At 70.9% G+C, this 25,600-nt stretch carries 22 protein-coding genes and 2 pseudogenes; 22 read left to right on the top strand and 2 right to left on the bottom strand.

Annotated features, from left to right (window positions below; genetic code table 11):
- Position 1 precedes the first annotated feature (1 nt).
- From AB0E14_RS19670 to AB0E14_RS19580, 19 genes and pseudogenes are all read left to right on the top strand, one after another.
- On the top strand, positions 2–5,404 hold the full coding sequence (locus AB0E14_RS19670) for a phage tail tape measure protein (protein WP_362419191.1): 5,403 nt from the start codon (positions 2–4) through the stop codon (positions 5,402–5,404).
- Positions 5,401–6,303 (top strand): hypothetical protein, encoded by a 903-nt coding sequence (locus AB0E14_RS19665; protein ID WP_362419188.1) that lies wholly within the window; start codon positions 5,401–5,403, stop codon positions 6,301–6,303. The genes AB0E14_RS19670 and AB0E14_RS19665 overlap by 4 nt, the downstream gene beginning before the upstream one ends.
- A 10-nt stretch (positions 6,304–6,313) precedes the next feature.
- A complete protein-coding gene (locus AB0E14_RS19660; protein WP_362419185.1) occupies positions 6,314–7,252 on the top strand; it encodes a hypothetical protein in 939 nt (312 codons plus the stop codon).
- Positions 7,249–8,343: a hypothetical protein gene (locus AB0E14_RS19655; RefSeq protein ID WP_362419182.1), complete on the top strand. Its 1,095-nt coding sequence runs from the start codon at positions 7,249–7,251 to the stop codon at positions 8,341–8,343. The genes AB0E14_RS19660 and AB0E14_RS19655 overlap by 4 nt, the downstream gene beginning before the upstream one ends.
- Positions 8,340–9,851 (top strand): hypothetical protein, encoded by a 1,512-nt coding sequence (locus AB0E14_RS19650; RefSeq protein ID WP_362419179.1) that lies wholly within the window; start codon positions 8,340–8,342, stop codon positions 9,849–9,851. The genes AB0E14_RS19655 and AB0E14_RS19650 overlap by 4 nt, the downstream gene beginning before the upstream one ends.
- Positions 9,852–10,006: 155 nt before the next feature.
- The gene (locus AB0E14_RS19645; protein WP_362419176.1) at positions 10,007–10,837 is read left to right on the top strand and encodes a hypothetical protein; all 831 of its coding nucleotides are present in this window, start codon (positions 10,007–10,009) and stop codon (positions 10,835–10,837) included.
- A gap of 1 nt (position 10,838) precedes the next feature.
- Positions 10,839–11,645, top strand: a complete 807-nt coding sequence (locus AB0E14_RS19640; protein ID WP_362419173.1) for an HNH endonuclease signature motif containing protein — start codon at positions 10,839–10,841, stop codon at positions 11,643–11,645.
- A 167-nt stretch (positions 11,646–11,812) separates the two neighbouring features.
- Positions 11,813–12,709, top strand: a pseudogene (locus AB0E14_RS19635) (LysM domain-containing protein); the annotation flags it as partial.
- A gap of 75 nt (positions 12,710–12,784) precedes the next feature.
- Positions 12,785–13,045, top strand: a pseudogene (locus AB0E14_RS19630) (peptidoglycan-binding protein); the annotation flags it as partial.
- 40 nt (positions 13,046–13,085) lie between these two features.
- Positions 13,086–13,406: a hypothetical protein gene (locus AB0E14_RS19625; protein WP_362419170.1), complete on the top strand. Its 321-nt coding sequence runs from the start codon at positions 13,086–13,088 to the stop codon at positions 13,404–13,406.
- A 41-nt stretch (positions 13,407–13,447) separates the two neighbouring features.
- Positions 13,448–13,768: a hypothetical protein gene (locus AB0E14_RS19620; protein ID WP_362419167.1), complete on the top strand. Its 321-nt coding sequence runs from the start codon at positions 13,448–13,450 to the stop codon at positions 13,766–13,768.
- Complete coding sequence (locus tag AB0E14_RS19615) at positions 13,765–14,466, top strand: collagen-like protein (RefSeq protein ID WP_362419164.1); 702 nt, start codon at positions 13,765–13,767, stop codon at positions 14,464–14,466. The genes AB0E14_RS19620 and AB0E14_RS19615 overlap by 4 nt, the downstream gene beginning before the upstream one ends.
- Positions 14,467–14,479: 13 nt before the next feature.
- Positions 14,480–16,780 carry a GDSL-type esterase/lipase family protein gene (locus AB0E14_RS19610; protein ID WP_362419161.1) on the top strand — a complete coding sequence of 767 codons (2,301 nt, stop codon included), beginning with the start codon at positions 14,480–14,482 and terminating at the stop codon, positions 16,778–16,780.
- Between the two features lie 200 nt (positions 16,781–16,980).
- A complete protein-coding gene (locus tag AB0E14_RS19605) occupies positions 16,981–17,388 on the top strand; it encodes a hypothetical protein (RefSeq protein WP_362419158.1) in 408 nt (135 codons plus the stop codon).
- A 74-nt stretch (positions 17,389–17,462) separates the two neighbouring features.
- Positions 17,463–17,780: a hypothetical protein gene (locus AB0E14_RS19600; protein WP_362419155.1), complete on the top strand. Its 318-nt coding sequence runs from the start codon at positions 17,463–17,465 to the stop codon at positions 17,778–17,780.
- A 119-nt stretch (positions 17,781–17,899) separates the two neighbouring features.
- Positions 17,900–18,139: a hypothetical protein gene (locus AB0E14_RS19595; protein WP_362419152.1), complete on the top strand. Its 240-nt coding sequence runs from the start codon at positions 17,900–17,902 to the stop codon at positions 18,137–18,139.
- A 2-nt stretch (positions 18,140–18,141) separates the two neighbouring features.
- Positions 18,142–19,182, top strand: a complete 1,041-nt coding sequence (locus AB0E14_RS19590; protein WP_362419149.1) for a site-specific integrase — start codon at positions 18,142–18,144, stop codon at positions 19,180–19,182.
- Positions 19,179–19,829 carry a hypothetical protein gene (locus AB0E14_RS19585; protein ID WP_362419146.1) on the top strand — a complete coding sequence of 217 codons (651 nt, stop codon included), beginning with the start codon at positions 19,179–19,181 and terminating at the stop codon, positions 19,827–19,829. The genes AB0E14_RS19590 and AB0E14_RS19585 overlap by 4 nt, the downstream gene beginning before the upstream one ends.
- Positions 19,826–20,974, top strand: coding sequence for a hypothetical protein (locus AB0E14_RS19580; protein ID WP_362419143.1), 1,149 nt, complete (start codon positions 19,826–19,828; stop codon positions 20,972–20,974). Before AB0E14_RS19585 ends, AB0E14_RS19580 begins: the two co-directional genes overlap by 4 nt.
- A gap of 359 nt (positions 20,975–21,333) precedes the next feature.
- Here AB0E14_RS19580 and AB0E14_RS19575 read toward each other — a convergent pair whose 3' ends face one another.
- Positions 21,334–21,498 carry a hypothetical protein gene (locus AB0E14_RS19575; RefSeq protein WP_362419140.1) on the bottom strand — a complete coding sequence of 55 codons (165 nt, stop codon included), beginning with the start codon at positions 21,496–21,498 and terminating at the stop codon, positions 21,334–21,336.
- Between the two features lie 163 nt (positions 21,499–21,661).
- The gene (locus tag AB0E14_RS19570) at positions 21,662–22,060 is read right to left on the bottom strand and encodes a WYL domain-containing protein (RefSeq protein WP_362419136.1); all 399 of its coding nucleotides are present in this window, start codon (positions 22,058–22,060) and stop codon (positions 21,662–21,664) included.
- A 238-nt stretch (positions 22,061–22,298) separates the two neighbouring features.
- Between AB0E14_RS19570 and AB0E14_RS19565 the strand changes: the two genes are divergently transcribed.
- From AB0E14_RS19565 to AB0E14_RS19555, 3 genes are all read left to right on the top strand, one after another.
- Positions 22,299–22,796 carry a hypothetical protein gene (locus AB0E14_RS19565; RefSeq protein WP_362419133.1) on the top strand — a complete coding sequence of 166 codons (498 nt, stop codon included), beginning with the start codon at positions 22,299–22,301 and terminating at the stop codon, positions 22,794–22,796.
- 86 nt (positions 22,797–22,882) lie between these two features.
- Positions 22,883–23,809: a hypothetical protein gene (locus AB0E14_RS19560; protein WP_362419130.1), complete on the top strand. Its 927-nt coding sequence runs from the start codon at positions 22,883–22,885 to the stop codon at positions 23,807–23,809.
- Complete coding sequence (locus AB0E14_RS19555; protein WP_362419127.1) at positions 23,809–25,566, top strand: DNA cytosine methyltransferase; 1,758 nt, start codon at positions 23,809–23,811, stop codon at positions 25,564–25,566. Before AB0E14_RS19560 ends, AB0E14_RS19555 begins: the two co-directional genes overlap by 1 nt.
- The last annotated feature ends 34 nt before the right edge of the window (positions 25,567–25,600 follow it).

The following is a 25,600-nucleotide window of genomic DNA, read 5'->3' as shown; positions in this document are numbered from 1 at the left end:
GGTGGCGAACTGGAACCTGTCGGTCGACCTGCGCGCCACGGGCACAAGCCTCGCCCGCGAGCTGCGCGACGCCGCCACCCACGCCCGCAACCTCGGCTCCGACGCCCGCGGCGCCCGCACCCACGTCGCCGGCCTCGGCCGCGACGCCGCCGCCTCCGCCCGGCAGCTCGGCACGTTCGCCCGCGCCGCGCGCGACGCCGCCCGGGACGCCGACCGCCTCGGCGACGCCTCGTCCCGCGCCGGGCTGCGCCTGTCCCGCTACGGCGACGCCGCCCGCAACACCAACCGGCACCTGAACGAGATCGGCTCCAACTCCCGCCGAGCAGGCCGCGACCTGGCCGGGATGTCCGGCCAGATCGACAGCGCCGTACGAGACCTGCAGCGCCTGGCATCGGCCGCGCAGCGCGCCGCCACCCACACCAGCCGTGTCGGCGACCGCGGCGTGATCGCGATGCGCCGGTACGCCGACGAGACCGGCCGCCTCCAGAAGCACCTGACGAGCACCGCGGCCCTGCTGTCCGGCGGTGCGCTCGTCATGGGCGGCGCCGAGCTGATCAAGCAGGGCAACGAGTACCAGCAGTCGATGAACACCTTCGGCGCCGTCACCACCGCGACCGCCGTGCAGATGCAGCGCGCCGCGGCGACCGCCGCCCAGCTCGGCAACGACCTGAGCCTCCCGGCCGCGACCGCCACCGAGGCAGCCGAGTCCATGGTCGAACTCGCCAAGGCGGGATTTCGCACCGACCAGGCCATCTCCTCCACCCGCGCGTCCCTGCAACTCGCCGCCGCCGCGCAGGTCAACGCCGCCGACTCCGCCCGGTACCTCGGCGACATGATGGACCAGTTCGGCATGGGCGCCGACCAGGCATCCGTCGCCGCCGACACCCTCGCCGCGACCGCGAACGCCGCCTCCGGCGACATCATCGACATCTACTACTCGATGAAGTACGCCGGCCCGGTGGCCCACGGCCTCGGCGTCTCCATGCAGGAAGCCGCCACTGGCGTCGGCATGCTCGGCAAGGCCGGCATCCTCGGCCAGACCGCCGGTACGACCCTGCGCGGCATTTTCACCAACCTGGCCAAGCCGACCAAGCTCATGAAGCAGGGCCTCGCCGACCTCGGCATCGAGGCCTGGACGGCGGAGGGTCGCTTCAAGGGCCTGCGGTATGTGGTTGAGCGGCTGTCCGAGGCCGAGCACACCCTCACGCAGAAGGACTTCACCGCAGCCGTCGCCAAGGCCTTCGGGAAGCCCGCCATGTCCGGCGCCATCGCGCTCGCGCACCAGGGCGTCGACTCCTACGACGCGCTCATCCAGGCCGTGTCCCGCACAGGTGCCGCCTCCGACATCGCCGCCGCCAAGGGCAAGGGCCTCGCGGGCGCCATGCTCCAGCTCAAGACCCAGGCCCGCCAGACCGGCCTGACCATCTACAACGGCGCGGCGCCCGGCATCGAGTACCTGACTCGCGCGATCACCGCCGGGCTCTCCGACGCCACCCCGAAGATCGAGAAGTTCTTCAAGTACGCCAACGACTTCGCGACCCTCTTCGGCCCCGGCATCTCCGCAGACCTGCGCCAGCAGTTCGGCGGCATCGGAGACGCCATCGAGGCGATGCTCGACCCGTTCAAGGACGGCGCCACCGACGTTGTCGCGGCCGCGCTGCACGTCCTGATGACCGCCGGCCGGATGGCCCTCACCGTCCTGGAGAACCTCGCCGACGGCGCCACCCCGGTCCTGGCCGCGCTCGGCGGCATCACCGACGAGTCCTCCGGCGCCGCGACCGCCCTCGACACTGTCGTCTTCGTCCTCGACCTCGCCGCGAGCGCCGTCGAATCCCTCTCCGGCGTCCTCGGCCCCATCGGCCACCTGGTTGGCGGCCTCGTCTCCGCCTTCGGGGCGCTCCCCGGGCCGGTGCAGTCCGCCGTGTTCGCGATGCTCCTGATGGGCCGAGTCGGCCCGATGGCCACCAGCCTCGCCGGGACGGTCGGGGGACGCCTCACCGGCGCCTACCGCGGCCTGAACGAGCAGATGCGCGTCCAGCAGGCTCTTGCCGCCACGTCCGGCGCCGCGATCGGCCGGTACGGGGCCGCGTTCGCCGTCCTGCAGACCCGGGTCCCCGTCATCGGGCAGATGGCCTCCAGCTTCCGCACCGCTTCCACGCAGGCCACCGGGTTCGCCGGGTCTCTCCGCGGCGTCGCGGCCGCCGCCGGGACCGGTATGCGCTCCGCGATGGGCGGCCTGATGGGTGCTCTCGGCGGCCCGTGGGGGCTGGCCATCACCGGCGCCGTCGTCGGCCTCGGCCTGCTCGCCGCCCGGCAGCAGAAGGCCGCGGCCGCCGCCCGCGAGCACGAGGCGCAGATCGCGAGCCTGTCCGCCGCGCTGCGCGAGTCCAACGGGCTGGTCGACGAGAACGTCCGCCAGATCGCCATGCAGACCCTGATGGACACGAAGATCAAGACGACGCTCGACGGGCAGCGCCGCCTCGTCGACGTCGCCCGGGACGCGAAGATCCCGATGAACGAACTCGTCGACGCCTACACCAACCAGGGCACGAGCCTCGACGAGCTCCAGCGCAAGCTGAACGCCGCCGCCCAGGCCCAGAAGACGTGGGTCATCGACCCCGAGACCGGTGCGGGCGCCGAGGCGTTCACCGTCGCCGGCCGGGCCGCCGACGACCTGCGGACCGGCATCGGGGGCCTGGCCGGCGACTTCAAGAAGGCCCAGACCGACGCCGAGGCCTTCGCCCAGGGCGTTGCGAAAGCCGGGAAGAACACCACCGCCTACGACCTCCTGAAGCGGTCCGTGTCCGCGCTCGCCGACAAGACCGCCGACGCCGACTCCCGCACCCGCGCCCTGCGCGAGGCGCTCGACCTGCTGTCCGGCGGGTCGGTGTCCCTGCAGGCCGCCCAGGCCCGCGTGAACGAGGCCGTAACCCGCGCGAACGACGCCATGGCCGCCGGGATCAACAAGGCCGACGGCTACGGCGAGCAGCTCATCGGTATGAACGGCACCATCTCCACGGTCACCAAGAACGGCCAGGCGCTGTTCGACACGTTCAACACGATCGCCGATTCCAGCGCCTCCGCTGCGGTCGCCGCGTACGACTTCGCCATCTCCCAAGGGCAGGGCGTCCCGGAGGCGATCCAGGCCGCGCAGCGGGAGATGAACAAGGGCCGCGAGGCCGCGCTGAAGGTCGCCGACGCCTACAACGTCGGTGACGAGGCCGCGGCGAAGATGGCCGACTCCATGGGCCTGATCCCCGGCCAGGTGTCCATCCTGCTGCAGACCAAGGGCGTCGACACCGCGCTCGCCGAGCTCCTCGCCGTCCAGGCCGAGTTCGCGGCGATGCCGAAGGAGAAGACCATCAAGGTCGACGCCCTCGGCGAGGAGGCGAAGCGGGAGCTGGAGCAGATCGGCTACCAGATCGAGCTGATCCCCGGCACCCGCGAATACAAGATCACCGCTCCGACGTCCGGCGCCCGCCGGGAACTCGACCTCCTCATCGGCAAGCTCGCCGCCACCAACGGCAAGCAGCTGAACATCACCGCCCCCTCGCAGGCCGCGATCACCGAGCTGCAGGCCATCCAGACAAAGGTCGCCGCGACCAAGGGCAAGACGATCACCATGGCCGCCCCGACCGGCGAGGCACGCCGCCAGCTCGAGGCGCTCGGCTTCTCCATCCGGGACAACGCCAAGGACAAGACGGTCACCATCTCGGTCCCCACCAGCGGCCCGATCACCGCCGCGCAGCGGATCCAGAACGCGATCGACAACATCCACGGCAAGCAGGTCGGCATCGGCGTCTACCTGTCGCCCACCGGCAGCGACCGCGACGCCAACGGCGTCCCCGACATGATCCAGGCCCGCGCGACCGGCGCCGTCGTCGACTACTACGCCAACGGCGGCATGCGGGAGAACCACATCGCGCAGATCGCCCCCGCCGGCTCCTGGCGGGTATGGGCGGAGGACGAGACCGGGGGAGAGGCCTACGTACCCCTCCACCCCTCCAAGCGGCCCCGCTCCCGCGCCATCACCGAAGAGACCGTCCGGCGCCTCGGCGGCGACCCGAACGCCATCCGCTGGAACGCCAACGGCAGCATCACCACCTTCGCCACCGGCGGCTTCTCCTACACCCCCACCGGCGTCCGCAGCGGCGCCGGCGACGTCCAGTCCACGTACGACGAAGCCCACCAGCCCATCTCCCGCGAGGACTACAACAAGAAGATCCGCGCCCGCGCCGACGCCCTGGACCGGCTCCGCGACGCCGAGGCCAAGCTCCGCGCGCTGCGCCGCCGCAAGCACACCCAGGCGCAGGAGGACGCCGCCGAGCGGAAGGTCGCCGCCGCCCGCCGCTCCCTCGCCACCGCGACCGAGGCCGCCGCCACGGCCGAGGCCCGCTTCAAGGGCAAGTTCTCCCTCAACGACTGGGCCAAGACGCTGCGCAACACCGTGGCCGCGAACAACGCCTGGGAGTCCAGCCTCACGAAGATCGCCGCGCGTGGCGGCGGCGACGTCGTCGGCATCCTCCGCGACATGGGCGAGGCGGGCGCCGACATGGTCAACACGCTCGCGAAGGCCTCCACGAAGCAGTTCAACGAGATCGTCGCCAACCTGCGCAAACTCGGCCCGCTGGCCAAGGCCACCCTCGCCGACTTCACCGCCCAGCTGAACACCGCCAACAAGGCTGACGCCGCGTTCCAGGAGGACCTCGCCAAGATCGCCAGCATGGGCTACGGCGACCTCGCGACACTGCTCGCCGCCCAGGGCGACGAGGCCGCGATGAAGCTCGCCGACGAGGCGTCCCGGGACAGCAAGAAGGCCGCCGCCGCGAACACCTCCGCGAAGAGCAACGGCCAGCAGCTCACCCAGGAGCAGCTCGCCACCCTCATCCAGATCATCGCCGCCGTGAAGACGTCCAAGACCGGCATCCACGACGTCGCCGCCACCACCGGGCTCGGCGAGGACGACATCATCACCGTCGCCACCAAGGCCACCGCGCAGATCAAGAAGTCCCTCGGCAGCCGCGCCGACCGGTTCCTCGCCGACCTTGCCCGCGCCAACAAGGGCCTCTCCTACGCCAACGGCGGCATCCGCGAAGGGATCTACTCCACCACCGCTGGCGCCGTCACCTTCGCCGAACCCCACACCGGCGGAGAGGCCCTCATCCCGCTCGGCGCCAACAAGCGCGCCAGCGCCCTCCCGGTCCTTCGCGAGGCAGCCAGCCGGATGGGCGTCGGCCTGACCGACCTGTCCGCCCGGCAGGTCGTCGTCGTCAAGGAGCGCGGCGGCGACACCTTCAACATCCCCATCACCGCCGTCCGGCCCGGCGCGAGCGCCGCAGAGATCCACGCCGAGTTCGCCCGCCAGTCCCGCCGCGCCCGCCGAGGAGGCGTGACCTACCCATGAGCGACCTCGCAATGACCACCGGCCAGATCGACCTCGCCGGAGTCCTCATCGGCAAGGACACCACCGTCCAGGTCATCGACGTCACCGGCCTCGGCCAGCCACCCATCCGCGGCAACGACGCCGAACAGCCCTCCCTGGACGGCACCTGGCCCGGCCCCGACTACTACGACACCCGCCAGGTCCAGATCGACGCCGCCATCCGCATCCCCGGGAACCGGGCGGCCGCCCTCGACATGCTCGCCACCCTCCAGCAGACCGCCCACCAGGCGGCCGTACGCCTCGCCCCCGGCGTCACCCAGGCCCTGCGCATCGCCTGGCCCGGCCGACCCGTCAAGCGGCTCAACGGCCGGCTGCGGCGCCTCGAGCCGTCCATGGAGAAGTCGAAGTTCGGCTACATCCCCCTCGACGTCGCCTTCGACGCCACCGACCCGCTCTGGTACGCCGACACCGAGACCGTCACCGAGATCCCCCTCGGCTGGCTGACCGGCGGCGGGTTCTCCGCCCCCGTCGTGGCACCGATCTTCGTCAAGAGCGGCATCACCGCGGCTGAACGGCCGGGCTGGGTCACCAACGAGGGCACGACCGACACCTGGCCGGTCATCCGGATCATGGGCCCCTGCACGCAGATCAGCGTGATCCACGTGCCCACCGGCCGGACCCTGTCCCTGCCCAGCCTCAGCCTGAGCGCCGGGCAGTGGGTGGAGATCGACACCCGGCCCGGGTTCCGCACCATCACCCGGGAGAACGGCGGCAGCGCGCTCTCCTACCTCAGCCCCGCATCCCGCATCGACCAGTTCTCCCTGCCACCGGGCCAGTCCGAGATGCGCTGGACCGCGTTCGACGGCACCAACACCGGACGTCTGCGCCTGACCTGGCGCGACGCATACACCGCCCTCTGAGGAGAGAGCCATGTCCCTGTTCCCCAGGCCGATCCTCATCGACGGCGCCGAGCACCCCGCACAGCAATTCCGGCTGATGGTGTCCGACCTTGCCCGCGACCAGGAAGGCGTCACCCGCGGCACCGACTTCAAGGTCAGCCAGCTCGGCACACCCGGAGGAGCCGTACAGGTCGGCTCCGGGTCCGGTCTGGTCCGCGGCCGCGTCGCCGCGTTCCAGGGCACCTACTCCTGCGCGTCCACCGCTGCCGTCAACGTGAGCATCGCGCCGACCGCCGGCGTCGGCCGCTCCGACATGCTGATCCTGCGGGTGGAGGACCCAGAGTACGAGGGCACCCTCGATCCCGAGGTCGACGAGGTCGCCTACTTCCAGGTCATCTCCAACGTGTCCTCGTCCGCGACGGCGATCCCGGACGGCCGCACCGGGATCCCGCTGGCCCGGATCGACATCCCGTCGTCGACCGCGACCATCACCGACGCGATGATCACGGACATTCGGCAGATCGCGAACCCGCGCCGCCAGCGTCTGTTTCTGCCCCCGCAGTCCCCCTCCAGTCTGTCGGCCCTGCTGGGCTCCTCGACCAGCTACAGCTACTTCTCCACCGCCGCCGGATGGAACGTGCCCGTGCCCGCGTGGGCTAGCCAGGTCATCGTCGACGTCCGCGGCTCCGGCATGCGCCTGACCACCGCCGACTACTTCGGGAGCTTCCGCGCCACCTTCGGTGCCTCCCTCACCGTCCAGCCCGTCGTCATCGACGACAACCAGGGCACCGGGACCCGCCGGATCCCCACCGAATGCGGCGACACCCTCACCATCCCCGACGCCTACCGGGGCACCACCCAGCTCCTGCGCCCCCAGGCCGCCGGAGCGGCCGGGAACGCCGGCCGCATCAGCGTCGACAGCAGCACCACTCTGTTCGCCGACATCGAGTTCATCGAGGCCCCGCGGTGAGCCGACGGATCCTGACCCAGCACGCCCTGACGGGGGAGTGGCTCACCCACAACCTGCCGCTCTCCAGGCTCGAGTACGGCCCGGATCTGAACGGGCCCGGGACCCTGACCGGCACCCTCGACCCGAAGCTCGCCGTCCAGAGCGCCCGCCTCGTCGACCCGGGCACCACGTTCATCTACGTCGAGGAGGACGACCAGATCACGTGGGGCGGCCTGATCTGGGACCTCCGTACCAAGGGCAACACCCTCGCCCTGGAGGCCGCGTCCTGGTCGTCCTACCTCCACCGCCGCCACGACCTCCACGGCCAGCTCAACGCCCGCGGCCCCTACACGAACGCCGACCGGACCAAGGTCATGCGGGACATCTGGGCCTACGCCCAGTCCGTCGCTGACGGTGACCTTGGCGTCATCGTCGACACCACCACGTCCACGTCCACCATCGGCAGCCCGGCCGACCCGTACCAGTTCAACGCGTGGGAGTCGCCGAACCTTGGGGAGCGGTTCGACGAGCTCGCGGACGGCGACGCCACCCCCGACTACACCTGCACGACCGACTGGAACACCGCCCGGACTGCCGTGGTGAAGCGGATCCGGATCGGCTGGCCGCGCCTCGGAGCCCGCCGCACCGACCTGGCGTTCGCGAGCGGCGTGAACATCGTCGAGGACCCCGAAGTCGTCCTCGCCGGCGACGACTACGCCCAGGTCGTCATCGCCTCCGGCCAGGGCGACGGCTCCGCGAAGCGCCGCCAGACCAGCGCGGTCCGCGACGGCCGGCTCCGCATGGAACACGTCCTGGACCTGCCCGACATCAAGGCCCTCGACGTCCTCGCCACCCGCGCGGCCGCCGAACGCACCCGCCGCCAGAAGCTCGGCACCGTCTCCGAGATCACCGTCCGCCACACCCGCGCCGCACCGCTCGGCTCCTGGCAGGTCGGCGACGACGTACCCGTCCGCGTCCACAACGCCTGGACCGACTTCACCGGCTGGTGCCGCATCACCGGCTGGACCACCCACCCCGAAGCCCCCGGCGGCCCCCAGGCCGCCATCCGCCTCGCACCCGCCGACAGCTTCCAGTACGGAGGAATCCTGTGACCGACCTCGGAACCCGCCTCACCCAGCTCGAGAACCGCCTGAACCGGCTCGAGCGCGCCCCGCGCCTGTCGTCCGCCGCCATCGACGACACCTCCCTCGTCATCCGCGACGGCTCAGGGTCGCTGCGTGCGCTCGTCGGCCAGCAGCCCGACGGCACGACCGCGGTCAACGTCGTCAACGGCCCCACCCCGCCCACCCCGGCCGCCCCCTACGTCGCCTCCGTCCTCGGCGGCGTCGCGGCCGCCTGGGACGGCACCTTCACCAACGACCAGGTTCTCCCGCTCGACTTCGCCCGGGTCGAGGTTCACGCCTCCACCACCGCCGACTTCGACCCGATCGCCGCCACCTTGATGGGCACCATCGAGACCCCGCAGGGCGCCGTCGTCGTCATCACCACCGACACCCCCGTCTACGTCCGCCTGGTCACCCGCAACACCTCGGGGACCGCGTCCGCGCCGTCCGCGCAGAACGGGCCGATAGCCCCCGCGCTCGTCGTCGCCGACGACGTCGCCGACGGCATCATCACCGGCACCAAGCTGGCCGCCGACGCTATCGACGGCAAGGTCATCACCGGCGCCACCCTTCGCACTGCCGCCACCGGGGAGCGGATCGTGCTCTCCCCGGACGGCGTCATCACGATCTACAACGCCGACGGCGTCATCGTCGTCGAGATCGACGCCGCCGGATACCGACTGTTCGACGAAGCCGGCACCCTCGTCGCCGAGATCCGCCTCACCTCCGACGGCGGCCTCGGCGGCTTCTGGACCCGCAACTTCTCCTTCCCCGAGCCGGTCGCGTCGTTCCTCAACGGCGGCCGGCTCGAGTTCGAGCCCGTCACCCCCAGCCTGGTCGACACCACCAGCTCGATCGACTACAGCGTCGCCCCCGAGGCCGCCACCCCCTTCACCCAGCTGTCCCTGAACACCGGCGAGATCGACTCCGCGCTCGACAGCCAGATGGTGTTCAACCTCCTCGCCGAACGCGGCCAGACCCCCAAGGCGCAGGCCTTCGGCGACCTCGAGGTCTCCGAACGCGTCCGCATCGACGGCGTCGACCAAGGCAAGGGTCTGCGGGCGTGGGAGGGAACCCAGACCAGCACCTCCACGACCACCACCACAGAGATCGCGGCCATCACCACCGACACCATCACCTTCGAGGCCGGCCGCGCCTACGCGATCCACTACCACGGCCTGCTCATCTCCTCGGTCGCCAACGACATCGTCCGGGCCCGGGTCTGGAGGGGCTCCATCGGAGGCGGCGGCGTCTCCCTCGTCGACTCCATCAACGCCTACCACGTCCCCGTCGCCAACCAGCACGTCCTGATGGACATGTGCCAGAGGGTCGTCAACTCCACCGGGTCCGACGTCACCGGCATCCTGATCGGCTCGGTCCTGCGCACCGTCGGATCCGGCAACGTCCAGTTGGTCGCCAACGCCAACAACCCGGCCTGGCTGGAGGTCCGCGACATCGGCCTGGCATCCGACTACCCCCTCGCCCGCGCCATCTGACCCGGCCCCAGCGGGGGGAACGATCCTCCCCCCACCTCATACGCTGATCACAGGGCGACCCTCCGCCCCTCTGCACGAACGCCCGAGGGACGCACCACCGAGTGCGAGACGACCCACCAGCTCTGGGCGCGGGGAAGTGCAGGAGCAGCCGGGCCATGCCCGCACCGCAGGTGACCACGTACGAGGTCCAGCCCCACCTGGGACGCCACCAGGTCCTGGACCCGCGCAGCCTTGCCCACCGGCGGCTGTACGACGGCCACCCCCTGCACCGCGCCGCCTTCGAGCCCCGCATCCCTGTACTCGACCAGCGCAACCTGATCGCCCAGGGCATCCACACCACCACGGCCTACGGCCTCGAAACGGACCTCGACGCCCTGGCCTCCTGCACCGGCAACGCCGCCACCGCGCTCCTGTCCACCCTCCTCACCCCGGAGCGCGCGGCGGCCGCCGGCCTCTGCCTGACCGACCCGGCCGCCGCCGAGCACTACGCCATCGGCCTCTACGCCGACGCCACCGCCCGCGACCGCTGGCACGACTACACCTGGCCCGCCCAGGACGTCGGATCCTCCGGTCTCGGCGTCGCCAAGGCCCTCCACGACCGCGGCCTCATCACCAACTACCGCCACGCCACCACCGCCGAAGAACTCTGCGCCGCCCTGCAGACCGGGCCGGTGCTCATGGGCATGCCCTGGCACACGGCCTTCACCACACCCGGCCCCGCCGGCTTCATCGACGCCGACACGGCCTGGGCGGCCAGCCCCCTCGAAGGCGGCCACGAGGTGTGCATCACCGCCCTCGAACACGTCGCCCACACCCCCACCGGCGCCCTCAACCCCGCGCGCACCGTGCTCCGGTTCGTAAATAGCTGGGGCAGTAGTTGGGGTGAATACGGGTCAGGTCGAATGCTCCTTTCCACGTACCTGCAACTGCGCCCCCAGATTGACGTAGTTCAGCCACTCGCTATCCGCGACTTGGATAGGATTTGATATGCCTACTCCTCGATCCGCGAATTGTTCCCGATGCGGTCTCCCCAAGAGCAACGCAGGGGACTTTTTCCGCAAGGGTTCCTACGCTGACGGAACTTCGAAGCTCTCCGCAAACTGTAAGGCGTGCACCAGGCTCATCGAATCCACGCCTGAACGGCAGGAGCAGAAGCGGGCAAGTAAGGAGCGCGCCCGCCGAGCCCAAGGAATCCCCGTGCGTCAGCGGGGTGCTTCCGAGTTCTGTCCTCAGGGGCACCTCAAGGCTGACAACCTTCGCCCCGGTCGCTACGACTGCGCCGCCTGCCACCGCAACGCCGAGGCCACCAAACGGCGAGCCGCTGATGTGCCTGTCAAGACGCGTGCTGGCGAGTCGTGGTCCTGCGGCCACGACTCCGCAGTCGCCACCCGGTACTCCAAGGGGATGCCGAAGGGGTGCGGCCAGTGTCACCGCGAAAACAGTCGGAACGCTCCTTACAAGCCTGAAGTTAGGCGTAGGTACGTCGAGCTGAACCGAGACAAGATCAATGCCTATCGGCGGTCCTGGCGAGCGGCAAACCGGCCGGACATCGTCGAATTCCAAAAGGGCGGCCCGGAGGCTATCAAGTACGCCCGGATGATCGGCAACGACCCGTGCGTCTACTGCGGGGGACGTTCAACCGCGATTGACCACGTCAAGCCAGTAACAAGGGGCGGCGTAGGGAACTGGGAGAACCTTGCTCCGGTTTGCACCTCGTGCAATTCCAGCAAGAGCAACAAGGATGTCCTGCAATTTCTGATGTACCGCCTTGATCGAATCGGAGACACCCCGTGAGCACCTTCCACGTAGCGGTCGACCACGTCGACCCCACGACTCTCGCCATCACCACCACCTACCTGGGCACCGTCGACCAGGCCCACGCCGACGAAGTCCGCGCCATCGCCGCCCTGAAGAACACCGACCGGTGGGTGAAGGAACACCCGCGGCTCGACGGCGCCTTCATGGTGCTGCGCGACGACGGCGACCTCGACGTCTACGTCCCCACCGACGCACCCGAGTACCGCGTCTACCCGCCGGACCCGGCCCCCAAGGGGGGAGTCGCCAAGGGCGGAGTCCTCTCTGACAGTGCGACCGCGACCGTCGGGGAGGACGGGACGGAGGAGTACGTTCCCCTGCCGCGCGGCGCGTCCGGACCGGCCTACATCGACGGCGTCGTCCGGTTCGGGGACCAGTCCATCGGCGGCGCCATGGACACCCCCGGCAACCCGCCCCGCTTCACCTGGCACACCACCGAATCGCCGGCCGGGAAGTCGTACTTCTACTCGGTCGCCGCGTACCTGATCCGCGTCGGCGCGGAGCCGCAGGTCATCTACGACCCGGTCTCCGATCTCCTCGGCCAGTTCGGCCCGCTGACCCAGTCCGGCCGCGCGCTGAAGAACGACGGCGCCCGCCGCACGAACCGCGAGGGCAAGGTCAACATCCAGGCCGAGGTGCTCGGCCGCGCCGCGTCCCCTTGGACGAAGGGCTTCGACCCGGCGAAGAAGCCGAACTTCCGCAAGCTCATCGCCGCCGGGCGCGCCCACGGCGTCCCCGACCTGTGGCCGGCGGGAAAGCCCCCGGCGACGGCGGCCGCCGCGACGAAGCGCGACCGGCACACCTGGCAGACGAAGGGCGGGCACTACGCCCATGGCCAGGTCCCCGGCAACAACCACTGGGACCCCGGCGCCATCGACACCGCGATTGTCCCCGGCAAGCCGACCACCGGCGGCACCACCCCCGCGCCGCAGCCGGGCGGCGGCACCACCACGCCGAGCACGACCACGACGTACACCGTCCGCGCGGGCGACACCCTCTCCGGGATCGCGGCCCGCTACGGCACCACCGTGGCCAAGCTCGTCTCCCTCAACAGCCTGAAGAACCCCAACGTCCTCGCCGTCGGCCAGCGCCTGAAGGTCCCCGGCAAGGCACCGGCCCCCGCACCGGCGTACGAGCCGTTCCCGGGCGCCGCGTTCTTCAGCCCCGGCCGGCGCTCCCCGATCATCACCGCGATGGGCCGCCGCCTTGTCGCCGTCGGCTGCTCCGCGTACGCGGTCGGCCCCGGCGACCACTGGACCAACGCGGACAAGGCCTCGTACGCGAAGTGGCAGCGCAAGCTCGGCTACTCCGGGGACGACGCCGACGGGAAGCCCGGCAAGAAGTCGTGGGACGCCCTCAAGGTCCCCACGCAGCTCTGACCCTGCCCCACCCCACCCCCTTTTTCGAGAGGAACCCCTCGTGAACGTGCACCTCGACACCGCGTACTGGATCGGCCTGCTCATCTCCGTCGTACTCCCGGTCCTCGTCGGCCTGGTCACGACCCGCGTCACCCACGCTGGCGCCAAGGCGGTGCTGCTGCTCGCGCTGTCGACGCTCAACGGCCTCCTCGTCGAGTACGCCAACCCTGGCCCCGACTACGACCTCGGGACCGCCGCCGTCCTCGCTCTCGTGTCCTTCGCCACCGGCGTCCTCGCCCACTTCGGCCTGTGGAAGCCGTCGGGAGTCTCCGGCAAGGCCCAGGACTCGCTGATCACCTCGGGCACCCACACGAGCGCCTGAGCGCACCCTCACCCCCCACACGCATGGACTGGACCCCGTGAATGGACCCGACCACCCTCACGCTGGTGGGCGCCCTGGTGGCGTTCGCCGGCGTGATGGCCACCGCAGTGGTGGCTTACGTGGGCAAGCGCGGGGAGCTGTCCCTGAACAGCCTGAGCACTCTGACCGACGAGCTCCAGGAAGAGCGCAGCAGCCTCAAGGAGGAGAAAGCGCTCCTCAAGGAGGAGGTCGTCGAGAAGAACGCCGCGCTCGTCGCGAAGGACGCCGCTCTCGCCGAATCGTCAGCGGCCCGCGCCGCAGCCGAGGCGGAGATCGCCCGTCTTCGCCTGATCATCGTTCAACTCGGAGGAGATCCCGGATGAGCCGCACTCAGCGGTTCCTGGCCGCCCGGTGGCGCGGCCTCGCCACCCTGTGCGCGCTCGTCGCCCTGTTCGGGATTGCCGCCATCCTCTGGGCCCGCATCGACACCGCCGACCGCAAGGCCGCCGACCTTGCCACCGAGGCCGACCTCCGCGGCAACGCCGTCACCACCCTGGCCACCGACGTCCGCAAACTCCGCTCCCAGCTCGAGTCCGAGGGCAAGACACCGGTGGCCCCCGACCCGACCGCCGCGGTCGACGACCTACCCGACCGGGCTGCTGTTCCCGTCCCGATCCCCGGCCCGAAGGGCGACAAGGGCGACGTGGGCGAGAAGGGAGACCCCGGAGAGCCCGCGCCCTCGCCGTCGCCCGGCCCAAGCGGCCGTCCCGGTACCGACGGCGCTCCGGGACGCGACGGGATCGACGGAGTCGACGGCCAGGACGGCACCCCGGGCCAGAACGGCCAGGACGGACGTGACGGCACCAACGGGACCGACGGTCAAGACGGCCGGCCCCCGGCCGGCTGGACCTACACCGACCCGCAGGGCGTCACCTACACCTGCGTTCCCGTCGACGGCTTCGACCCCGCAGCGCCCCGCTACAGCTGCACCCCGACGTCCGCTCCGGAGCCTCCGTCGAGTCCGCAGCGCCAGTCCGCCCTGACCATCCTCGGCCTCGCCCCCGAACGCCGCCGCTACTGACCTGGAGCCCCAGTTGCCGTTCCCCGAGGGTCTGCCGACCGTCCTCGTCACCTACGAAGCCGCCAGCCCCGCAGGCGGCGGGCCCGCCGTGGGCACGGTCACCTTCGCGCCCATCGTCCCCGTCATCAATGTGCCCTCCGTCGGCGTCGCCTTCACCGGCAGCGGTACCTACCGATTCGACACCCAGGGTCGCCTCGTCGACGCCAACGGCCAGGCGGGCGTACGGCTTCTTGCGTGCGACATCCCTGGCGCGAACCCGGCCGAGTGGGTCTGGTTGGTCAGCATCGACATCGCCGGGGCGGGGCCGCGCCGCTTCTACATGAGCCTGTCCGTCACGCAGACCGAGGTCGACATGGCCACCCTCGACCAGGCAGACCCCACCCGCTCCCACTACGTCACCGTCCCCGGCCCCCGCGGCGAACAGGGCGCGCAGGGACCGGCCGGAGCCGACGGCAGCAACGGCGCCCCAGGGGCTCCCGGGGCGAAGGGCGACACGGGTGACACCGGCCCGGCCGGGCCGCAGCCCCCGCTCGGCGCCGCCGGGACCGGGCCCACCACCGCGCTCGCCTCCGACGACCCCTCCACCACCAACGCCCGCCCCCCGCTGGCCCACGCCAGCAGCCACGCCTCCGGCGGGACCGACCCGCTCACCGCTGCCGCGATCGGCGCCGAGACCCCCAGCGGCGCGCAGGCCAAGGCCGACGCCGCCCAGGCCGCAGCCACCACCGCAGCGGCCACGGACGCCACCAGCAAGGACACCGCCCACACTGCGGCCGCCGACCCGCACGGCGACCGGGCCTGGGCCGGCGGCCAGTTCTACCCGAAGGGATCCGGCGAAGCGCTCGACGGCTACCTGAACGACCTCCTCACACGGATCGCCGCCGTCGAAGGCGGCACCGCGTTCCTCTCGGCCCTGAACGTGACCGGCCTGTCCCGCTTCATCAACACCGTCCTCCGCGTCGAGGGCAGCGCCGGGGCCGTCCGCCACGTGCTGAACGGCACGGACAACACCCTCGGCCTGTACGGGGCCACCCCGGTTGCGCGCCAGAGCGTCAGCGGCTCCCGCTCCGACGGCACCGCCCTCACCAACCTGATGACCGCGCTCGCGGCCACCGGCCTGATCACCGACGCCACCAGCCTCGGCATCCCCGGCGCCTGGCGCCGCCGCGACCTCCCCGACCCGGTCACCGCCGAGACTCTCTACGCCGGGACCGCGCCGAGCATCTCTACCGCGCAGACCACGACCCCCACCAGCGGGTACATCAAGTACGCCCCCGCCGGGGTCGCGCTCACCGGCAGCGACGTCACCGGCCCCTACCGATACGCGGGCGCCGACGGCTTCCAGATCGGCGCCTCGAGCCCGGACACCAACTACGTCCTCCCGACGTCGAAGTACCCCAACACGTACGCCTCCGGGCAGGGCATCTGGTCTGTCGAGTTCGGCACCGACGCCGCGATCTTCCAGGTCCGCATGAAGTACATCTCCGCGGCCACCATGTTCCGGCTGACGATCGACGGCCGGAAGGTCACCGACCTCATGCAGTCCAGCGGTGGCACCACCCCGGGGTCGGGGCACCTCATCACGATCGACCTGGGCTCCGCCGTGCCCCGCCGGATCCGCCTCGACTTCGCCACGTTCCCCTTCGGCGGCGTCTACCTCCCGCCCACCGCCACCATGTGGCAGGTCCCGCTGCAGGGCGGCCGGCTCATGGTCCTTGCCGACTCCATCACCGACGGTTCCTCCCAGAACACCGGGGCCGGCGCGGGCACCTGGTTCCACCGCGCCGCACGCCTCCTCGGCTCCACCGACGCCTGGGAGCAGGGCCGCGGCGGCACCGGCTACATCACCGCCGGCTCGTACGCCACGTTCGCCGACCGGCTCACCGCCGACGTCATCGCCTGGAACCCGGACCGGCTCATCGTCTGGGGCGGCTACAACGACAACGCCGGCTCCCAGCCCGCCATCGCGACCGCCGCGGCCGCGCTCCTCAGCGCGATCCGCACGGGTCTGCCGAACTGCGACGTCCTCGTCATCGGCTGCTGGTCGCCCTCGGGCAGCCCCTCCTCGGGCATCACGAACACCGACGCCACTCTGCGCACCGCAGCCGCGAACGCCGGGTACCGCTTCGTCTCGCCGGTCACCGGCGCCGTATACGACACGTCGGGCACGCTCGTCGCGACGCACGGGCCGTGGATCACGGCGGCCAACGCGGCCGCCTACATCGGCGGCGACTCCGTCCACCCGAACGACGCCGGACACGTCTACCTCTCGCGCCGAATCGCCGCAGCGTACCGGGAGTCGATACCGGCCTGACCAGGGATTCTGTCCTATAACTTTTCACATCAAATAACAGGATCAAGCTCGCCCGAAAGCTGCGCGACCGCTCCGCTCACCTCCGCGTGCACGACCGACACGCCGACAACACTGGGCTGTTCGGGCGACTTGTCGGTGCCTGCGTCTACTGTCTGGTCATCGGCCTATCGGCGCGCCCGGCGCGCCGGGAAGGAATCCCCATGACCGAAGCAGTCGATGTTCCGCCGACTAAGGACCCCGTCCGCGATCTGTACCTGACGACGCTGATGCACATCATGTCGCTGTCCGAGCAGAACGAGGTCAGCATCACGTTGATGGTCGGTGGTACCACGGTGACGGGAAGCCTGATCGGACACGATGCCTGGCTGAAGGCGTGGAAGGAGGGCATCGCCAGCTCCGGAGGGGAGGACGCTCAGAAGGTGCTGGGGGTGCTTGGGGCGCTGGACGAAGAAGTCCCCGACGATCCGGACGTGCCGCAGCCGAACTTCATCCACCTGCGGGACGCGCGTGTCTTCCCCGGAGGAACCGAGATCCGGCTGAACCTCTGGCGGGCACGGGTGACCGACGTACAGGGATGGTCAACGACGACGCTCGTTCACAGCGCGTAACACCACCAGCGATGCCCTTTCCGCGCTCTGCTTCGGGGGCATCGCTGACGGAGTACCACGAGTAGTCTCCGCTCATGACGACCGAACCGCTAGCGCGCCCGTTCCAACTCCACCTCTCGGCGGGCGGCATCCTGCACGGCGTTCAGTTCCCCTCCGGCCACGTCGCGGTCGAGGACGTCGAGCGGGACAGGGTTGTCTCGGCGATGGCGCTCGGCCAGCTCCTCAGGGATGACTATCGCGGGGTGGTGATGTGGCCCGAGGACATCGCTCGGGCCGCGCGGAAGGCCGAGCTGGATGGGCTGACCGAGTCGGAGTTGCACGCGCGTCGCGCTCACCCGGACTTCGAGTGGAGCGCGGCGGTGAGTTTCGGGCGCAGAGGCGGTCGAGCTTAGGATCGCTCTCACAGAAGTCGTCCGTAACGGAACGATGATCGAACTGTTCGACAACTCCCCCCTGATGGATGCCGCGTCGGGGGGATCATGGCGTCTGATGCGCGATAACCTCACATATCGTGAACCAGGAAACGCAGCAGCACCTCATCAAGTACGACGCCGCGGTGGCCCGTTGCGGCGAGACCTACAAGGGCATGAGCCGCGACGAGCGCACCGTGCGGAGCATCGCCAGCCAGCAACTGGCGGAGCACGCCCCGAGCGATCGCACCGACCCAACGTGCACGGCGTGCGGCGGCACCCCATGGCCCTGCGCCATCGCGGCCGGGGCGATCACCTACTCGGACCCGCACACCAACTAGCCATGGCCGAGCACCTCCCCACACCCGCACGGGCCACCGAAGGGCCGCTGCTGCCAGCCGAGTTCGACGACGAGCTCCGCCAGCGGCTGGCCGCCCTCGACGCCGCCTCCGACACCCACGCCCAGGACCACCGGCCCGACAACACCACCCTCGCCTACCGCGCAGACTGGAAGACGTGGACCGCGTTCTGCGAGCAGCTGCAGATCCCTCCCACCGCGGCGACCCGAGGCACCCTGCGCGCGTTCGTCGACGTCCTCTGGAATCGGGAGCGCCGCGCCGCGACCACCATCGACCGCAAGCTCGCCGGGGTCTCGGTCACCCTGCGCCAGCGGTTCGGCCTCGTCGTCGACCCGGAGGCCACGCGGTCGGCCCGGGAGCTGCTGAAGGACTACAAGCGCCAGGCCGCTGAGAACGAGGAGCCCGACCGCGGCCGAGGTAAGGCGCCGGCCATGCGCGTCGACGCGCTGCGCCAGATCGTCGAGAAGTGCTCCGACGACATCTTCGGTGTCCGCGACCGCGCGATGCTGCTCCTCGGGTTCGCCATCGCTGCGCGCCGCGCCGAACTCGCGGGCCTGCGCCTGCGGAACATCACCGAGGACCCGGATGGCAACGGGCTCCTCGTCGACGTCCGCGTCTCCAAGACGGACCCGCGCACGGTGCCGGTGCCGTACGGGGAGAACCCTCTGACGTGCCCGGTCCTCGCGTGGCAGGCATGGGTCGAGCGGGCGCAGATCGCAGATCCGGACCGGCACGCGTTCCGTTCGGTCCATGCCACCGGTTCCGTGCAGCCCAAGGGGCTGACGCCGCAGCGAGTCGGGGACATCATCACCGCCGCGGGCGCCCGCGCCAGGATCCCGGTCCTGTTCACCGGGCACTCGGTGCGCTCCGGAATGGCGACGGAGGCGCGCAGGGCTGGGAAGGACCCGAAGGCCATCGCGCAGATCACGGGGCACAAGCCGAACAGCAGCGTGCTGCACGGGTACATGCAGATCGTCGACCGCTGGGACGAAGAGGACAACGCGTTGATCGGAATCGGACTATGAGTAACGCCCGGACTCTGCACGAGGAGATCGCCGAGGGCACGCTGGACGACCTCCTGAGCAACCCTGGGGCTGCGGCCGTACTGGCGGAGTGGCGACGACGCTTCAAGCAGGGCGACTACGACCCACGGCTGGTGGCGAGGATCGGCCAGGCTCAGAGGCTGCCGCGGTACTGGCCGCTGGAGCAGGTGGCGTCCTTCGTTCAGGTGCATGCCGGTCTGATGTCTGGCATGTACGCCCACGTTGAGGTCTCGGTGGGTGCTGGGCCGGGCCCGGACGCGGATCGGGAGGGGAACGCCCGGAAGCTGGGCGGTGTGCATCGCCTGTTCCAGGCGCACCTCGACATGGACCAACACGGCGGGGACTACGACGGCTGGGTCTCGTGGGCAACTCCTATCGAGGCGAACCGCTCCAGTGGCCTGGGTTTGGTCATGACGTGCGGAACCGTCCCCGTGAACATGGGCTTCCAGGTATCCGCCGGAGGGGTACCACTCGAGGTCGGCTCGACCAAGGCCAGCCGCACATACATGCACCTGTACCAGGAGGGCGGAGTAGCCCGCTGGCCGTACGACGACGACCGCATCCACCTGCTGCTCAACGTGGAACACTTCCGGAAGCGCGCTCGGCAGGCAGAGCGGAGGGCGTCGTGAGCCGTCCGTACGCCGCAGCGTCGGTGCGTCAGCTCGCCGCGGTGGTGGACGAGGTCGCGCCGCGGGACCGGGCGGGGTGGGACGGCCGCGCGCGGGTGCCGGGGGCGGGCGGGGTCCCGTTGCAGGTGCCGGCGGAGCGGGCCCGGCAGTTGTGGATGCTGGTCGGGATGTTCGACCGTGCGATGGGGCGGGAGGAGATGCCGTACTGGGCGGACCGCAGCGCCGCCAAGCTGTTCACTCACCTGGTGCTGCAGCGGTTCTGGCGCCTGGCCGTGGCCGGGCAGCTTCGGCACCTGGCGAAAGATGTCGGGAAGCCGCTGCCGGTGGCGACGTTGCGGATCGTGCGGGACTGCCTGGGGATCCTGGCCGGCCTGGTCGTGCCGGAGAAGGCGGTGTGGCTGCCGGTGGTGGAGCAGCCGGAGCTGAAGGAGACGGTGCCTGCGCGGGACCGGGCCGCGCTGTACCGGGGGTTGGCGGACATGGCGTCGGCGGGCCCGCTGGAGCGGGACGGCATCGGCATGTCGGGGGCGGAGCGCGCTCGGCTGCTGGCGATGGTGGGTCTGGTGCTGGATTCGGGTTGCCGCTCGGGCGAACTCGCCGCGCTGCGCCTGGCCGATGTCGCGGGCGGGGAGCGGGCGGTGGGGGTCCGGCGGCGCCCGCAGAAGGCTCCGCCGGGGCGCGTGGAGGAGATCGCTGCGCTCGCCGAGGTGCATCCGTCGGCGGTTCAGGCGATCCGGTCGGGGCAGCTGCATCAGCGGTCGGAGGCCGTACGGCAGCGGATTCTGGCGGCGATGGCCGAACTGGAGCCTCTGCCGGAAGTCGAGTGGTACCCGCTGCGGGACGGCGCCCGAGTAGCGCTGCGCCGGTGGCTGCAGGTACGCGGTGAGGTGGTGGAGGCGCTGCCGCTGGAGGGCGGCCGGTCCGCGCTGTGGGTGACGCTGCGGGCGTCGAAGGCCGGCCCGCCGGGGGTGACGCTGCGGCCGCAGGGGGTGCGGCAGGCGTACGCGAAGGGGGTGACGGCGCTCAACTTCGTGATGGCCGGCCGGTATGGGTGGTCGCCGCTTCCGGCGACGATGGAGCAGTTGCGGCGCGCGGTCGAGGCGGAGCCGCTGTCGGCGGCGGAGGTGCGGGAGTTCGCGGTCTGAGCGTCACCCGGACGCGGGCGCCCGGCGGGCTGGCCGGCTCGTCGGCTCGTACGGTCGCAGTGGCCCCTCCGATCGTTCGGTGGTGGTTGTCGCGTGGCCCCGCGTTCCTTCGCACGGCGCGGGGCCACTCCCATGCCGTGGACCGCTACAGGCCGGGGAGCGGGTCCTGGTCGACGTCGTGCCGCCGGTGCCCAGCACGGCGCTCGGGGTCGCACTCGGGGCCCAGGAGACGCTGGCGTGAGACGGGGTCGCGTAGGACGGCGCCGCAGCGGCGGCACCATCGGCGGGGCAGGCACGGTACTGGGTCGTCCGTCAGCGGGTCCTGCTGTGCGGGCTGTTGGGCCACGGCCGCCTCACCGTCAGTCGGTGACGTCCGGGCCTCCATCGGGCCCGTAGACGCCTCCGTCATCGTAGATCCCGTCGTTGCCGGGCTGGGCCGCGTCGATTGCGTCGCGCTGGCCCTGGGGCGGGAAGTCGGGGCGGGCCGATCCGTTCCATGCGCCGTCGTCGTAGATGCCGGCCATGTCTGTCTCCTTCGGTCGTTGCGTGCGGGCGGGGCGCGGAAGTCATTGTGCGTCGTGGTGGGGGTGGCGGGCTGGTGAGCGTTTCGGCTACGCTGCGCGTGCGCAATCTCTGTGACCTTGAAGGCCACCACCCAAATTCGGGGCGGTGGCCTTCGTCGTTGGGTCAGGCGGCGAGGCTGGTGTCGGTCTGGGTGACGCGGGTGGCGGGGAGGTAGTCGCGGCCGAGTTCGCGGGCGATGAGCTGCGCGGTGCTGCGGACCACGATGACCGTTCCGGCGGGGGTTGTTGCCTCCGGGCGGTCGAGGACGAACGCGATCCGGTGGCAGGTGTACGACACGATCCGGTGCAGCAGGAAGCCTCGGGCCTCGGAGCGGAGGCGGCACATGGCGCGGATCTCGATGCGGCCATTCTTCGTGGTGCGGATGTCGTACGGCTCCACCGTGCGCAGGCTCTCCTCGCCGTTCTCGTCGATGTAGGTGATGGTCACCGCGTGCTTCTTGTCGATGGCGCGGTAGAGGTCGACGAGGGTGGCGGTGGTGGTCTGGCGGTTGGTGTGTCGCATGTGGTGCCCCCGGCGCTCGTTGTGGTGTGTGCCCCACACTACCCATAACCTATTGCGCGCGCAATAGGTTATGGGTAGTGTTCTTCCTGTCGGGGCACCCTCGCTCCCGACGCACCGCAGCCATGTCCCATTGCGTGCGCAATGGGTTAGAAGGGAGACTGGCATGACGCATGCCCATATCCGCCCGCCGGCGGCCCCCCGCCGGAACATCGGGCGCCCCCCGAAGGGACCCCGAACCGTGCCCTCCAAGAAGGACACCGAGCTCGTGCACAACCTCCGCGCCGCCTCCAAGCACCTCACCAGCGGGGGCGCCCCCGAACTGGCCGCCGCCGTCGACGAGATCCTCGCCCCCGGTGGCTGGAGCAAGCTGCGCCACGCCACCGCGACCGAGGCCGCCGCCGCTCCGAACGTGCCCGTCCACATGCCGCTCGTCACCCGGGCCGCGATCCAGCAGGCCAGCAGCTCCGTACCGAAGGACGTCGCCGAGGGCCTGGAGGCGTTCATCTCCGGGACGTTCTCCCCGGCCGCGAACGCGCACCGGGCGCGCCGGAACACCGGCCTGGAGACCGGCAACCTGAACGTCCGCGTCGACGCCGACCTGAAGGCCCGGTTCCTGGAAGCGGCCGAGGCCCGCGAGGACGACCTCGGCTACAAGGCGGCCCTGAGCCACGTCGCGAAGGCCTGGCTGATCGAGAAGTACGGCATCGCGCCGGCCGAGAAGCTCGCCGAGGCGTAGCCCGGCCGCGGTAGCGGGCCTGGACGCCGACAACCGGGCCTCACGACCGCCGCAGCACGACGACAACCCCATAGCTAGGAGACCTCATGGCCACGGCCACCGAGGCCCCCGCCACCATCCCGGCGGAGGGCCCGACCCAGCACGTCCCGAACCAGATCCTCGACCGCCTCGAAGCCCTCATCCAGAGCGCCGACGCCGCCGGGGCCTACACCCGGGAAGAGCGCATCGCGGCTCTGCATAGGCTGCGCGAGCCGTTCGCCCCGCAGGAGGTCCGCTACCGTCCCCAGCCCTGGTGCAAGAAGTGCACAGGCCAGAAAAGCTGGCCGAAGGTCTGCGAACACCACCACGAGATCAAGTGCCAGCGGTGCGGCGGCCAGAAGGTCACCGATGCGCACATCTGCCTCAGGTACATCGGGCACGCCGAGGCGACCAATCGGCTGTTGAACGTGGACCCGTTCTGGAACTGGGAGCCGCTCGCCCTGGACCAGGTCGGCCTTCCCCAGTACGACGGCAACCGCGGCATGTGGATCCGGCTCACGGTGTGCGGTGTGTCCCGCATCGGGTACGGCGACGCGACCGGCAAGGACGGCGCCAACGCCGTCAAGGAGATCATCGGAGACGCGATCCGCAACGCCGGTATGCGTTTCGGTATGGCGCTGAACCTCTGGACGAGTTCGGAGCTGGAGATCCTGGAGCCGGGGGTGCCTCTGGCGCCCGAGCTCGCTGCCGAACTGGGCCGCGCCACCGACTCCCCGACGACCCCCGCCGCAGCGCAGCAGCGCACGGGGGATCAGGCGGACTTCGACCGCATCGTCGGCCAGCTGCCCCGCTCCTGGGAGAACGTCACCGCCCTGAAGCAGATCAAGGCCGACGCCGAGAAGCACGCCGTCTTCGACCAGCAGGTGCAGGGGCCCGACGGCACGTGGCAGCCGATGCGGACGCTCGTCACCGTCCAGATTGCCGCGCTGGAGCAGGCCGCCGAGGACCGCAACAACGAGAGGAGCGCCGCCTGATGTCGACCGCAACCAAGCAGAGGGCCCGCACGGCCACGCACCGGCCGGCCGTCAGACGGCGCCGGTTCCGTCACGACGACCTGGTCGCCGTCGACCTGTTCTCCGGGTTCGGTGGCCTGACCAAGGGCATCGAGATGGCCGGGTTCACCACGATCATGGCCGCGAACCACAACGCCTACAAGGTCGAGGTGCACGAGGCGAACCACCCGGACGCCGAGCACTGGATCGCGGACCTGGTCGACCCCGAGGCGGCGGACTACCACTCCGCCCGCGACCTCCCGGCGGCCGACCTGCTGGTCGCGGGAGTCTCGTGCGTGAACCACTCTCAGGCGAACACGATCAAGGCGTACGAGCAGGGCATGACCCTGTTCGAACTCGACGACCCGGACTTCGAGGCGCGGGTGACGCGCTCCGAGCGGGACCGGGCGACCGCGAACTGCGTCCTGCACTACGCCGCCCAGCACCACCCGCGTCTGATCCTGGTCGAGTGCACGACCGAGCTGACATCGTGGGGCCCGGCGGTCCCGGGCCGGGCGAAGGTCGGCGACGGCTCCACCTACCTGTGGTGGCTGAAGCAGTTCGACCTCCTCGGCTACCGGCACAAGGTGCTGTACCTGAACAGCCAGTTCTTCGGCGTACCGCAGTCCCGCGACCGCGCGTACTGGGCCTTCTCGAAGAAGTCGCTGCCCGAACCCGACCTGGAGCACCGGCCGGCCTCGCGCTGCCACCACTGCGACAAGGACGTCGAGGCGGTGTGGACCTGGCGGACGGGGATCCCGCCGACCGGGTCGGTGCGCTACGGCAAGCAGTACGAGTACCGGTGCCCGTCCTGCCGTCGTCCGGTCGTCCCGCCGATGACGCCGTCGCTGGCCGCGCTCGACCTGACCGACCTCGGGACCCGGATCGGGGACCGGGCGAAGCCGCTCGCAGCGGCGACGATGGCGCGGGCGGAGCGGTGCCGCCAGCGGTTCGCCGACTTCCCCGCAGTCCTCATGCCAGCGAAGGCGGTGCACGGCTCGGAGCGGCACCCGTGGCAGCCGCTGTCGACGCAGACCAGCCAGCAGGAGACGTCGATCCTGTCGACCGGCGCCATCCTCGCCGCTGCGGGCAACACGTACGAGCGGCCGGGGTCGAACTGCCGCTCCCGCGGCTTCGACCAGCCGCTGTGGGCGCAGCCCGCAACGAACACCACCGGGCTGATCACCCCGCCGATCGCGCTCGCGGTGGACAACTACCAGGGCAGCCCGCGCGGCGCGAACGACCCACTGCCCACCCAGGTCGGCTCGGAGACCCTCGCGGTCGTGTCCTCCGGCATCGTCCCGTTCCGGAAGAACACCGTGCCCACCGTGCACGGCGAGGCGATGCCGACGTTCACCTCCGACCAGATCCCCGGGCTGCTCAGCGCGGCCGGCTGGTTCAAGCAGAACGGGCCCACCGGCAACGAGACCGCGCCGCACCCGCTCACCGACCCGCTCGGCACCCTGACCGCCCGCGACACCACCGCGCTGCTCATGGCCCGGTGGCGGTCCGCGCTCTCCGAGCTGCCGCTCGAGGACTGCTACTTCCGCATGATGGCCGCCCACGAGGTCGGCCGCGGCTGCGGATTCGACGTCGACTTCCCCGACCACACCGGCACCTTCACCGTCTGGGGCTCCGCCCGCAACCAGGTCGACGGCTTCGGCAACGCCGTCTCCCCCCAGGTCGGCGCCTGGATCGGAACCCGACTCCGCGCCGTCCTGCACGGACCCAACGCCTAACCCCCGCGCGCCACGGCGGGGCCCACCCCAACCC

Source organism: Streptomyces sp. NPDC047981 (assembly GCF_040653315.1).
Taxonomy (GTDB): domain Bacteria; phylum Actinomycetota; class Actinomycetes; order Streptomycetales; family Streptomycetaceae; genus Streptomyces.
Note: the sequence above shows the minus strand (reverse complement) of the source record. Positions and strands in the feature narration are given on the sequence as shown.